At 66.5% G+C, this 12,761-nt stretch carries 11 protein-coding genes; 9 read left to right on the forward strand and 2 right to left on the reverse strand.

The features are described 5' to 3' along the window. Positions 1 to 30: 30 nt before the first annotated feature. The 7 genes from RND64_RS05910 (at position 31) to RND64_RS05940 (ending at position 8,322) form a co-directional block, all read left to right on the forward strand. Entirely contained in the window at positions 31 to 888 is an 858-nt protein-coding gene (locus RND64_RS05910; RefSeq protein ID WP_290727583.1) for a PhzF family phenazine biosynthesis protein, read from the forward strand. A 64-nt stretch (positions 889 to 952) separates the two neighbouring features. Beyond that, complete coding sequence (locus RND64_RS05915; protein WP_290727584.1) at positions 953 to 1,867, forward strand: TatD family hydrolase; 915 nt, start codon at positions 953 to 955, stop codon at positions 1,865 to 1,867. 203 nt (positions 1,868 to 2,070) lie between these two features. Beyond that, the gene (locus tag RND64_RS05920; protein WP_064869476.1) at positions 2,071 to 3,156 is read left to right on the forward strand and encodes a resuscitation-promoting factor; all 1,086 of its coding nucleotides are present in this window, start codon (positions 2,071 to 2,073) and stop codon (positions 3,154 to 3,156) included. Next, positions 3,120 to 4,028 (forward strand): 16S rRNA (adenine(1518)-N(6)/adenine(1519)-N(6))-dimethyltransferase RsmA, encoded by a 909-nt coding sequence (gene rsmA / locus RND64_RS05925; RefSeq protein ID WP_290727586.1) that lies wholly within the window; start codon positions 3,120 to 3,122, stop codon positions 4,026 to 4,028. Before RND64_RS05920 ends, rsmA begins: the two co-directional genes overlap by 37 nt. 160 nt (positions 4,029 to 4,188) lie before the next feature. Continuing rightward, positions 4,189 to 5,166 (forward strand): 4-(cytidine 5'-diphospho)-2-C-methyl-D-erythritol kinase, encoded by a 978-nt coding sequence (locus RND64_RS05930; RefSeq protein WP_290727588.1) that lies wholly within the window; start codon positions 4,189 to 4,191, stop codon positions 5,164 to 5,166. A 55-nt stretch (positions 5,167 to 5,221) separates the two neighbouring features. Beyond that, the gene (locus RND64_RS05935; RefSeq protein ID WP_414652050.1) at positions 5,222 to 6,379 is read left to right on the forward strand and encodes a lipase family protein; all 1,158 of its coding nucleotides are present in this window, start codon (positions 5,222 to 5,224) and stop codon (positions 6,377 to 6,379) included. A 71-nt stretch (positions 6,380 to 6,450) separates the two neighbouring features. Beyond that, positions 6,451 to 8,322 carry an ABC-F family ATP-binding cassette domain-containing protein gene (locus RND64_RS05940; RefSeq protein ID WP_290727592.1) on the forward strand — a complete coding sequence of 624 codons (1,872 nt, stop codon included), beginning with the start codon at positions 6,451 to 6,453 and terminating at the stop codon, positions 8,320 to 8,322. Positions 8,323 to 8,350: 28 nt separating this feature from the next. On the opposite strand, the gene RND64_RS05945 is transcribed toward RND64_RS05940, so the two are convergent. After that, positions 8,351 to 9,202, reverse strand: coding sequence for an SGNH/GDSL hydrolase family protein (locus RND64_RS05945; RefSeq protein WP_290727610.1), 852 nt, complete (start codon positions 9,200 to 9,202; stop codon positions 8,351 to 8,353). A gap of 175 nt (positions 9,203 to 9,377) precedes the next feature. Between RND64_RS05945 and RND64_RS05950 the strand changes: the two genes are divergently transcribed. Then, positions 9,378 to 11,666 (forward strand): carbon starvation CstA family protein, encoded by a 2,289-nt coding sequence (locus RND64_RS05950; protein WP_270483159.1) that lies wholly within the window; start codon positions 9,378 to 9,380, stop codon positions 11,664 to 11,666. Positions 11,667 to 11,677: 11 nt separating this feature from the next. Next, a complete protein-coding gene (locus tag RND64_RS05955; RefSeq protein WP_049697979.1) occupies positions 11,678 to 11,872 on the forward strand; it encodes a YbdD/YjiX family protein in 195 nt (64 codons plus the stop codon). Between the two features lie 105 nt (positions 11,873 to 11,977). Here RND64_RS05955 and RND64_RS05960 read toward each other — a convergent pair whose 3' ends face one another. After that, complete coding sequence (locus RND64_RS05960; protein WP_290727596.1) at positions 11,978 to 12,739, reverse strand: alpha/beta fold hydrolase; 762 nt, start codon at positions 12,737 to 12,739, stop codon at positions 11,978 to 11,980. Between the last annotated feature and the right edge of the window lie 22 nt (positions 12,740 to 12,761).

Here is a 12,761-nt window from a genome sequence, read left to right on the forward strand (position 1 = left end):
ACCCTCGGTCGCGGCGGCGAGCATGGGTTCATGTCTTCAGTGCAGCAGTCCCGACGTTTCGCCCAGGTCGACGTGTTCAGTTCGAAACCGTTGCGCGGCAACCCCGTTGCCGTCGTTGTCGATGGAGACGGGATCTCCGACGACGATATGGCGGCATTTGCTCGCTGGACTAATCTTTCCGAGACGACGTTCATCCAGTCTCCGACCGACCCTGCCGCCGACTATCGACTGCGCATCTTCACTCCCGGTGGCGAACTCCCTTTCGCGGGACACCCGACGCTAGGGTCGGCGCACGCGTGGCTCGCCGTGGGCGGATCGCCGCGCGGTGCGAACGTCGTTCAGGAGTGCGGCGTCGGACTGGTCACGATTCGTCGTGACGGCGATCGGCTCGCCTTCGCGGCGCCTCCGCTGCGCCGGTCGGGTCCGGTCGACGACGCACTCGTCGACGAGGTTTTACCGTCCCTCGGACTCTCACGTGAGCACGTCCGCGCCGCGGAATGGATCGACAACGGTCCGCCGTGGTTCGTGCTCGAACTCGACTCCGCGGAACGGGTGCTCTCGGCGAGACCCGACCTCGCTGCCCTGGGGGCGCACGACGTCGGCCTCCTCGGACGCTACGAGTCCGGGCACCCCGGCGACCCGGACGTCGAGTTCGAGGTGCGCGGTCTCGCGGGCGGCGAGGCCGTCGGAGAAGACCCCGTCACCGGCAGTCTCAACGCGGGGATCGCGGTGTGGCTGCGTTCGAACGGCCGCGTGGGCGCGAGCTACGTGGCATCGCAGGGCACCGCTGTCCAGCGTTCGGGACGAGTCCACATCGACGACGACGGCGAGCACATCTGGGTCGGCGGGCAGTCGACGACGGTCATCAGCGGGACCGTCGATCTCTGATCGCTGCTTTCTGATCGCTGCTCTCTAGCGGGGTCGCGTCCGGCCACCTTCTAGAGTCGAGTCCATGACGGAGGGTGCAGACACTTCGGCCGGCGCGCAGCCGGTTGGAGAATCGACGACCGAGAGCGCCAAGGCCGCAAAGAAGCGTCGACGTCGCGAGCCGCCGCCGGACCCGACGCCGCTCTACGGGCTGATCGACGCGCACACGCATCTCGCCGCGTGCGGCGGGCGTTCGCCGGAGACCGTTCGTGCGATCGTCGACCATGCCGAAGGTGTCGGCGTAGAGATGATTGTCACAGTTGCCGACGATATGGTCGACGCTCGGTGGGCCGTATCGGCGGCGGACTGGGATGACCGGGTCTACGCGGCAGTCGCGCTGCACCCGATGCACGCGGGCGACCTCGACGACGCGACCTCGCGCGAGCTGGAGCATATGGCGCAGCATCCGAGGGTGGTGGCGGTCGGCGAGACCGGTCTCGATTACTATTGGCCCGCCCGGTCCGACGACTGCGCGAAGCCCGAGATCCAGCACGAAGCCTTCCGCTGGCACATCAGGCTCGCGAAGAGCATCGGTAAGCCGTTGATGATCCACAACCGCGAGGCCGACCGCGATGTGCTGGACATCTTGGCTGATGAGGGCGCTCCCGACACCGTGATCATGCATTGCTTCTCCGGTGACCAAAACGTTGCACGCGAGTGCGTCGAACGCGGCTACTTCCTCAGTTTCGCGGGCACTGTGAGCTTCGCCAATGCCGCGTCGCTGCGAGATGCCGCACGCGTCGTGCCGGATGAGTTGCTGCTCGTCGAAACCGACGCTCCGTTCCTGACGCCGGATCCCTATCGGGGACAACCCAATCAGTCGTACTGTCTGCCGTACACGGCGAGGTCGTTGGCGTCGACGCGTGGAGTCGACGCCGAATCGTTGGCCAGGAGGCTCGGAGAGAACGCGCGACGCGCCTACCAGCTACCTTTGCGGTAATCGCCCCGTCTCGTTATCGTATTGTGATCCCGCGTGATGGTGGGCGTCGATTGATCGGATGATTCGGTCTTTCTTCGGGAGCGATCTCGAGGCCACAGAGCCTCTGTTACTCGCTCCTGCGACGCCCGACGTGGGTTGACTCTGTCGCCGATCAGGATGCTTGGACCTTGTCTGTACTTGCGAGAATTCACAACTCAGAATCGATGCGCGCTCGCGTGGCCGTTGGTGCCGTGCTCGCCACCCTCGCCGCCGGTGGCGTCGCGGGCGTTGCGATGCACAAGAACGTGACGCTCGACGTCGACGGTCACACCATGAAGGTCTCGACCATGGCGATGTCGGTCGATTCGGTGCTGCGCTCGCAGGGGTACACGCCGGCCGAAGGCGACCAGGTCAGCCCAGGAGCAGATTCCGGCTTCGGCGACGGCTCGACGATCACCATGAAGCGCCTCAAGACCGTCGTCCTCGATGTCGAGGGTCAAAAGCAGCAGGTGAAGACCACCGCGGTCAAGGTCGACGAGCTTCTCGCCGAGAAGGGACTCGCTCACGGCGAAGACCAGACCAACTTCTCTGCCGGCGGAGCCATCCCGGTCAGTGGTGCCGTCGTCGACGTCACTCTGCCCAAGGCCGTCACTGTTGTCGACGGCGGCGTGCGGTTCAACACCACCGTGCCCGCTGCGACCGTCGCCGACGTTCTCACCGCGACCGGCAAGCCGCTGTCCGACGAGGACAAGGTCACTCCGGCTGCGGACACCAAGGTCGCGCCGAACATGGTCATCGACGTCACCCGTATCCGGACCGAGCGGGACACCGTGCTCGAAGACGTCGCCCCGCCGGAGATCAAGCAGGACGATCCGACCCTCATCCGCGACAAGAAGGTCGTCGTGAAGGCGGGTAAGCCGGGACGCGCAAACGTCACCTACAACGTCACGATCGTCAACGGCAAGGTCGTCAAGCGCGACAAGCTCTCCGCCGACCAGCTCGCTGCTCCGATCGCCGCAACCGTCAAGATCGGCACCAAGGAAGGCGCGCCCGACGTGCCGTCGGGTTCGGTCTGGGACCGTCTCGCGCAGTGTGAGTCGACCGGAAACTGGGCCATCAACAACGGCAACGGCTTCTTTGGCGGCATCCAGTTCGACCAGAACACCTGGGATCGCTGGGGCGGCCAGGAGTACGCGCCGCGCGCCGACCTCGCCACGCGTGAGGAGCAGATCGCGGTTGCCTCGAAGACCCAGGCAGCGCAGGGGTGGGGCGCTTGGCCCGCCTGCTCGTCGAGTCTGGGCCTGCGCTGACAGACGACGCGGAATCGCCCGCTCCGCGGCTGCTCGGCCCGGCACAGATCCGACGCCTCGCCGCGGAGCTCGATGTTCGTCCGACCAAAACACTCGGACAGAACTTCGTCCACGACGCCAACACGGTTCGACGCATCGTCGCGGCGTCGGGTGTCGGACCTGACGACACCGTCCTCGAGGTCGGACCAGGCCTCGGCTCACTGACGCTCGCGCTGCTGGGCACCGCGGGACGGGTCGTCGCCGTCGAGATCGACCCGAAACTCGCTCAGCGGCTGCCGCACACCGTCGACGAGTTCGCTCCCCAACGTGCCGACGCACTCGACGTCGTCACCGCCGACGCACTGGCCGTGACCGCCGACGATCTGCCGGTGACCCCCACCGCGCTCGTCGCGAACCTGCCGTACAACGTTGCGGTGCCCGTGCTGCTGCACCTGATGACCCAATTCCCTTCGATCGCAACGGCTCTCGTCATGGTGCAGGCCGAGGTTGCCGACCGACTCGCGGCAGGCCCCGGCTCCCGCGTCTACGGTGTGCCGAGCGTCAAAGCACGATATTTCGGAGACGTGGCCCGCGCAGGTGCTGTGGGGCGCAACGTCTTCTGGCCGGAGCCCAAGGTCGAGTCGGGTCTCGTCCGCATCACCCGCACAGACCCATTCGTCGACGAATCAGCGACCCGCGCACAGGTTTTCGCCGTCATCGACGCCGCCTTCGCGCAGCGCCGCAAGACGATGCGGTCGGCGTTGGCCACCTGGGCGGGATCGCCCGCCGAAGCCGAACGACGACTCCGCGCGGCGGGCATCGACCCACAGATCCGCGGCGAGAAGCTCGACGTCGGCGACTTCGTGCGCCTCGCGGGCGTCGAGCCCGCCTGAGCTGCCGGCTGGGCGCTCTATCCCGCCGACTGGGCGCTCTATCCCGTCGACTGGGCGCTCTATACCGTCGACTGTGCGCGCCCTGCGGCCGGGCGCGCCACCTCACCCGGCTCCTCGCCCAGACCCTCACTCGGACCGCAGTCCATTACGCTGGAACATTGTGTCTCCTACGTCGTTGTCGGTCGTGTCCGACGCCGTGCGTGTGCGGGTGCCCGCGAAGGTCAACCTGCACCTCGGCGTCGGACCGTTGCGTGCCGACGGCTATCACGATCTCGTGACCGTGTTCCAGGCGCTCTCGATCTACGACGACGTCTCCGTCGCCCCGGCGACAACGCTGAGTGTGTCCGTGACCAGGGACAGCGGCAGAGGTTCCGGCTCACGCGATGTCTCCGACATCCCTGTCGACAACACCAACCTTGCCGCGCGAGCGGCCATCGCTCTCGGTGAGTACGTCGGCAGGGAGCCTGCGGTCTCGATCGACATCGTCAAACGCATCCCGGTAGCCGGTGGCATGGCGGGTGGCAGCGCCGACGCCGCGGCAACTCTCGTCGCGTTGGCAGCTCTCTGGAAGCTCGACATCGACCGCGCGGAACTCGTCGAGCTCGCCGCGGGCCTCGGCAGCGACGTCCCGTTCTCGTTGCGCGGCGGCACGGCGCTCGGTACCGGCCGCGGCGAGCGACTCGTGCCCGTCCTTGCGCGCGGAGATCTGCACTGGGTGTTGGCCCTCGCACGCGACGGACTGTCGACACCAGCGGTCTATCACGAGCTGGATAGATTGCGCGACAACGGTTCTCACGATGTCCCCGAGGGCGACGTCGACCCGGAAACCGCGCACCCCGACTCCCTGATCTCGGCGCTGGCGTCCGGCGACGCCAACGCCGTCGCATCCCATCTGCACAACGATCTGCAGCGCGCCGCGCTGAGTCTGCAGCCGGCGCTGCGTCGAACCCTGCGGGCGGGGGTCGACGCCGGGGCGCTCGCCGGAATCGTCTCGGGCTCTGGACCCACATGCGCCTTCCTGTGCGCCGACGACGTGTCAGCGGTCAACGTCGCAGCCGAACTGTCGGGCGCGGGTGTCGCCCGCGCGGTTCGCACCGCGAGCGGACCTGTCCCCGGCGCACGTGTGACCGATGAGTGACGTGTCGATGAGCGACGCCCAACCAAGCCGTCTTCGACGCCGCTCCGCTGTGCGAATGCGATACGAGCGGCGCAGTCTGGCACGCGGCGTCGGCGCAATGCTCGCCGCGGTCGTGTCGGCTTCGGCGAGTGTGATGCTGGCACCACAGGCCGCCGCCGACGATCTCGTGCCCGGCGGGACGATCATCACTCGCGAGCGGGTTCCGGCCGAACAACTCCCGCCAGGCGCCGCAGCGGCCGAGCGCGTCGAATACGTCACACGCGACCAGACCGGACGCAGCGCGCCGTCGTCGGGAATCTATTGGATTCCGCAGGGCACGCCGCCTCCCGGCGGGTGGAAGATCGTCTCGTGGGCTCACGGCACCACCGGAATCGGCGACTCCTGCGCGCCGTCGAAGACCAAGACGGGGTCGGGAGTCGACGCCGCGGTCATCGCCGCGCTGAAGGCGGGATATGCGGTTACCGCAACCGACTACGCGGGCCTCGGCACGGCGGAGCAGACGGAGTACCTCGGCGGTCGTGCCGCCGCGCACTCCGTGCTCGACATGTTGCGTGCGGCGCGATGGGAAGAATCCCGGCTGAGCAACGACTGGGTGTCGATGGGCCATTCGCAGGGCGGACATGCCGCACTCTGGGCCGGACACATGGCTGCCGCATATGCCCCTGAACTGCGGTTACATGAGGTTGTCGCCGCTGCGCCCGCGTCGGGGATCGAGTCGGTGTTCAGTGCGTTCACACCCAAGGTGCCGAGCCTCGGCAAGGGAAACATCGTCGGCGGGCTGCTGTTGTTCATCCTCGCGGGCCTCGACCACGCCCGCCCCGATCTGAACGTGCGCGATCATCTGACCGATACGGGGGAGAAGTACCTCGAACTCGCACACCAGAAGTGCTCCGGCGACTTCTCCGATGCGCTGCGCTCGGTGTCGCCGGGGTCGCTCGTGGCGCGCGCGTTCACCGACAAGGCATTCACCGACGCGCTCGCGGACTACACATCGGTTCCGTCCAACGACTGGCACGTGCCGATCAGGATCGATCACGGCCTGTTCGATCCTGTTGTGCCATACGTACTCTCGGCCTCGCTGGTGCGTCGCTTGCGCTCGGCGGGCGCCGACGTCTCGTTCGTCACACACCCGCGTGCAGATCACACGAGCGTCGTCGAACAGTCCCTCGACGACGAAATGCGCACTATCGGGCAGGCGTTCGGACGCGATTAGGCCGGCCGGCAGGGCGCGGGGCCACGGACGGCCACGCCGACCTGCGCCGCGCGCATTGGTAGCCTCGACCGGTGTCACCTGCCAATCCAACCGCGCTGATCAACGCCGACCGCATCAGTAAGAGCTACGGGATCAAACCGCTGCTCGACGAGGTGAGCCTCGGCGTGCACGAGGGTCAGCGCATCGGTGTCGTCGGACTCAACGGCGGCGGCAAGACCACGCTGCTCGAGATCCTCGGCGGCGTCACCGAACCCGACGCCGGGCGCATTTCGCAGACCGGCGGCATCCACGTCGCGGTCGTCACGCAGCGCGGTGAACTACCCGCAGGCGCAACAGTTTCCGACGTCGTCGTTGGCGACGATGTAGAAGTCCACGAGTGGGCGGGCGATGCGCGAGTGCGCGGCGTCCTCGCGGGAATCGGTATCGACGGCCTTCTCGATCGACGCGTCGACGAACTGTCCGGCGGGCAGCGGCGACGGGTCGCGCTGGCGGCCGCGCTGGTCACCGACTCCGACGTCCTGATCCTCGACGAGCCGACCAACCACCTCGACGTCGAAGGCGTGCAGTGGCTTGCCGAGCACCTCGTTTCTCGACGCGGCGCGCTCGTCGTCGTCACCCACGACCGCTGGTTCCTCGACACCGTCGCCACGCGCACCTGGGAGGTGCACGACGGTCAGGTCGACGAGTACGAGGGCGGCTACAACGACTGGATCTTCGCGCGCGCCGAGCGGGCACGACAGGCCGACGTCGCGGAGGAACGTCGCCAGAATCTTGCGCGCAAAGAGTTGGCATGGCTTCGCCGCGGACCGCAGGCGCGTACCTCCAAACCTCGGTATCGGGTCGAGGCGGCCGAGAAGTTGATCGCCGACGTCCCGCCGCCGCGAGATTCGGTGGCGCTCTCGGCATTTGCGCGACGCAGACTGGGTCGCGTCGTGATCGAACTCGAGGACGCGCACATCGAGACACCTCCGAGCGACGACGGCGCGCCGGGCCGGGTCCTGCTCGACGACCTCACCTGGCGACTCGCGCCAGGCGAACGTGTCGGTCTCGTCGGGGTCAACGGCTCGGGCAAGACCACATTGCTGCGGGCGCTGGCCGGTGAGGTCGACGTCGAGCCAGGGCGTCGGGTCGAGGGACTGACGGTCAGCATCGGTTGGCTCAAACAGGAACTCGACGACCTCGACCCCGACCAGCGGGTGCTCGACGCGGTGGAGTCGGTGGCAACGCGAATCACACTGGGCGACAAAGAGATCTCGGCCAGCCAGCTCGCCGAGCGACTCGGTTTCTCGCCGGCACGCCAGCGCACCCCAGTCGGGGATCTCTCCGGCGGCGAGCGGCGTCGACTCCAGTTGACCCGCATCCTGATGGGCGAACCCAACGTGCTGCTACTCGACGAGCCGACCAACGATCTCGACATCGACACCCTGCAGCAACTCGAGGACCTGCTCGACAACTGGGCCGGAACCATGGTCGTGATCAGTCACGACCGCTACCTCATCGAGCGCATCGCCGACAGCACGTGGGCTCTGTTCGGCGACGGCAAGCTCACCAATCTCCCCGGTGGGATCGAACAATATCTGCAGCGGCGCAAGGAGATTGCGGCGAGCAGCTCCGGCGACAACCGTTCTGCGGTGCTGTCGGGCGTGGCGGACAAGGCGACGGTGTCGACAGGGGAGAAGTCGGCGGCGAGCACCGGCACCTCGCAGCCCGCCGCGCCTGCGTTGAGCGCTTCGGAGCACCGCGAGGCGCGCAAGGCGATGAATCGACTCGAGCGGCGGATCGCGCAGCTGGACGAGCGGGAGGCGAAGCTTCACGTCGAATTGGCCGACGCGGCAAGCGATCCCGGCCGGCTCGTGACGCTCGGCGCCGAGTTGCGCGGCGTCGTCGACGAGAAAGAGACGGCCGAGATGGAGTGGCTCGAAGTCGCCGAGCAGCTCGAATAAGGTTGCGAGAGCAGTTATTTGCGCGTAGTCAGCGGCGGATCGCGCCGTTGACAAGTGTCGCGACACCGATCGATCCCGCCTTGTTCAGGTGATAGGGATACGCGATGCGGTTACTCAGACTCGACTCGTACCACGACGTGAGGCCGCACGGATCATGGCCTGCCGACGCACGATTGACGTCGACGAACTGTCCGTCGATCTTCGCGGTGGCTCGTGCGAGAGCACGGTTGGCCCGATCGAAAACCCCGTGAAGCCACCGCACGTCTGGATCGCTGATCGGTACCAGCGGCCAGCAGCCGTGCGAACCCATGAAACCGCCGATACCCACGACGATGATCTGAGCGTGTGGGGCTTTTCTGCGGATGGCGGCGAGCGCCGGTGTGACCGCGTTCTCCATGACGGCGATGCGGTTGATGGCGAGCTGCGCCAGCCCGCGGTTGGAGCGGCAGTGCCTGTCGCCGAACGGCGAAGTGTTGCAGGGTCCGACGATGCGTCCCCACGCCATGTCGTTTCCGCCGATGCTCACGGTGACGACCTGCGCATCCGACGGGACCGACCACACCTGGGGCGGCTTGTACCCACCACTGGTCTGCTGGCCGACGCGGTAGAGATGCTCGGCCAACGCGCCAGAGCAGGAGATGTCGATGAAGCGTCGCGGCAACGTCAGCGCCGCGACCACGGTCGGATAGTTCAGCGCCGAGCGTTTGCATCCTCCGAAATAGCCGGGCGACGGAGTGAAGAAGCTGCCCGAGGCACGTGAATCGCCCAGCGCCACGTACGGCCCGCCCGAGTAGCGCACCGGTGTGCTGGTGGGATCCGCGCCGGCTCGCGAGGACGTGAATCCGCCGCCAGCCAGCAGGGTCGCAGTGCACAGCACCACGAGCGCGATCGCGACGATCGGCCGTCGTAGAAACCGCCTCAGATCAACCTCACTCTGTTGCACAGAATGAACTTTAGGTTGTCTCGCGCACATTTTGCGTATGCGATGTGAATCACATAACCGTGAGTAGAGTGAGCCGCGGCATGTGCGAGCTTCCAAGGAAGGGCAGTGAGCGATGACAACCGTGTCAGAATCGTCGACGTCGACGCGTGACGAGTTTCCCGACGTTGAGTTCGTGACTACAGATCCCGACCGACCACCCGTGGCGGTGATCGACCGGAGTCCGATGACACCCGCGAAGAAGGCGATCTTCGCGGTGATCGGCCTCCTCGGTGCCATTGCCTGGGTGGTCATCGCCCTCGTCCGTGGCGAATCGGTGAACGCGGTGTGGTTCGTCATCGCGGCGCTGTGCACCTACGTCGTCGCGTATCGCTTCTACGCTCGGCTCATCGAGATGAAGGTCGTGAAGCCGCGCGACGACATCGCGACTCCCGCCGAGGAGTACGACAACGCTCGCGACTACATGCCGACCGACCGTCGGGTGCTGTTCGGCCACCACTTCGCGGCGATCGCCGGAGCGGGACCACTCGTCGGGCCGGTGCTGGCCGCGCAGATGGGCTACCTGCCGGGCACGATCTGGATCATCATCGGCGCGGTGGTCGCCGGATGTGTGCAGGACTACCTCGTCCTTGCGATCTCGACTCGACGTCGAGGACGCAGCCTCGGCCAGATGGCCCGTGACGAACTCGGGTCCGTCGGCGGCACGGCCGCGATCGTGGCGGTGCTCGTCATCATGGTCATTCTGATCGCGGTGCTCGCGCTCGTCGTCGTCAACGCACTGGCCGAGAGTCCGTGGGGTGTCTTCTCGATCGCGATGACCATCCCGATCGCGCTGTTCATGGGTGTCTACCTGCGATATCTCCGGCCGGGCCGGATCAGCGAGGTGTCGGTGATCGGCGTCGTGCTGCTCCTGTTGGCCATCGTCGCCGGCGGGTATGTCGCCGAGACGTCGTGGGGGCAGGACTGGTTCAGCCTCTCCCCGGTGGTGCTCAGCTGGGCGATCATCATCTACGGCATCGCAGCGGCCGTGCTGCCGGTCTGGTTGCTGCTCGCTCCGCGCGACTACCTGTCGACGTTCATGAAGGTCGGCACCATCGCGCTGCTGGCCATCGGCATCCTGGTGGTACAGCCGGTCATGAAGGCCCCCGCGGTCAGTGAGTTCGCGTGGAACGGAAACGGCCCGGCGTTTGCCGGTGCCCTGTTCCCGTTCCTGTTCATCACGATCGCCTGTGGCGCGCTCTCGGGCTTCCACTCACTCATCGCGTCGGGCACCACCCCCAAGCTGCTGGCCAAGGAGGGACAGGCTCGGATCATCGGCTACGGCGGCATGCTCACCGAGTCCTTCGTCGCGATCATGGCGCTGATCACTGCATGCATCCTCGATCAGCATCTCTATTTCGGGATGAACGCACCGAAGGCGCTCACTCAGGGCACCAATCAGGGAGCTGCCGACTACGTCAACGGCCTCGGACTCAGCGGAAAGCCGGTCGACGCACAGTACTTCGCCGACGCCGCACAGAGCGTCGAGGAGAAGTCGATCGTCTCCAAGACCGGCGGTGCACCGACGCTCGCGATGGGAATGTCGGAGACGCTGCAGCGTGGGTTCGGCGGAGAATCGTTGCGCGCCTTCTGGTATCACTTCGCGATCATGTTCGAGGCGCTCTTCATACTCACCACGGTCGACGCCGGGACCCGCGTGGCGCGCTTCATGCTGTCCGACGGTATCGGCAACCTGCCGGGTGCTCGTCGTTTCAAAGATCCGTCGTGGCGCCCCGGAGCGTGGGTGTGCACCCTGATCGTCTGTGCCGCATGGGGTTCCATCCTGCTGATGGGTGTCACCGATCCGCTCGGCGGTATCAACACGTTGTTCCCGCTGTTCGGCATCGCCAACCAACTGCTCGCCGCGATCGCGCTGACGGTCGTGACGGTGGTCTTGATCAAGCGGCGGCAGTGGAAGTGGGCGTGGATACCCGGTGTGCCATTGGCGTGGGACCTCATCGTCACCATGTCGGCGTCGTGGCAGAAGATTTTCTCGTCGAATCCGGCCATCGGCTACTGGGCGCAGCACCGGGCATTCGTGAACGCCAAGGACGACGGTCTAACCACGTTCAAGACCGCCAAGAGCATCTCGGAGATCGATGCGGTCATCCGCAACACGTTCATCCAGGGAACACTGTCGATCATCTTCGCCGTGCTCGTGTTGATCGTCGTCGCGGCGGGTCTCTGGGTCGCGGTCAAGGCCGTGCGCGCGGGCGGACTACCCACCACCGAAGAGAAACCCGTTCCGTCGAAGATCTTCGGGCCGCGCGGACTGTTCCCAACACGTGCCGAGAAGGCGGTGCAGCGCGAATGGGACGAATATGATGCCGCGCACGGGATTTCAGCTCGGAGTAGCGGACACTAGAAGGCGATGACATGAAGACCGGCCTCACCCACGCCCTGACCTCGGTGCGCTGGTACGTGCAGAGCGTCATGGGCGATCGAGACTACGACCGCTACCTCGCACACCACGCATCGGAGCACGGGGCGTCGGCTCCACTGACCGAGCGCGAGTACTGGCGACAACGCTTCGCCGACCAGGACCGCAACCCGCAGGGGCGCTGCTGCTAGGCGGAGATGGGGAGCCGGCCCCAAATGTGTGTCCAATTGAAGGATGTGGGTGCTGCAGCAGCCACACTTGTCGATACGACACACATTTAGGACCGGGGGGCTCGATCAGTGGAGCGGGGCCCGGTCAGCGGAGTCGACCGTGTCCGCGAAGTCGTCGATGAGCCCGGCGGTGAATTCCGGCTGGATCAGTGGGAACAGGTGCATGGCTCGCGGGACGACGACGAGGCGTCCGTCGGCCGCGGTCTCGACGAACCTCTTCTCGTGCAGCCGGAACTGGTCCCACGCGCCGTTCGCGAACAGCGTCGGTCCGGGATAGGCCGCGACGGCGGCGAGGGCGTCGAAGTGGAGCACCGCGTCGACGACGTCGCGGATCGAATGCAGCGCGAGCCCGCCTGCCTCCATGTCGTCGGACACCTCCCGGCCGACGGCGATGCGCGTCAGAACCCTGCTGACCTGGGCGGCTTCGGACGGAAGGACGCTGGTCGCCGCGCCGAAGAGGCGAAACGGCGCGGCGAGCAGGCCACTTGGCTGCGCAGTTGCACACAGCACACCGAGGCCTGCGACGCGATCGGGATGTCTCGCAGCCGTCGCCATTGCGACGTAGCCGCCCATCGACATACCGACGACCAGCGCTGAGCCGCCGACCGAGTCGATCGCGTCGCCCACCGCGGCGACGGCTCCGTCCAACGTGAACGTCTCATCGGCGCGTGACCCGTGGCCAGGCATGTCGGGGCACACCACCTCACGGTCGGCGAGCGAGCCGGCCACGCGTCGAAAGGTCTGTCCGCTCACGCGCAATCCGTGCACCAGAACGATCGGTGTGCGTGCTGTGGGGGGAGAGTCGGTGGCAGCGCTGTCGGTGCTCATCGAAAGTCAGTATCCACAAAGA

The organism is Gordonia sp. w5E2 (assembly GCF_036540975.1).
In the GTDB taxonomy this organism is placed as follows: Bacteria; Actinomycetota; Actinomycetes; order Mycobacteriales; family Mycobacteriaceae; genus Gordonia; species Gordonia jacobaea.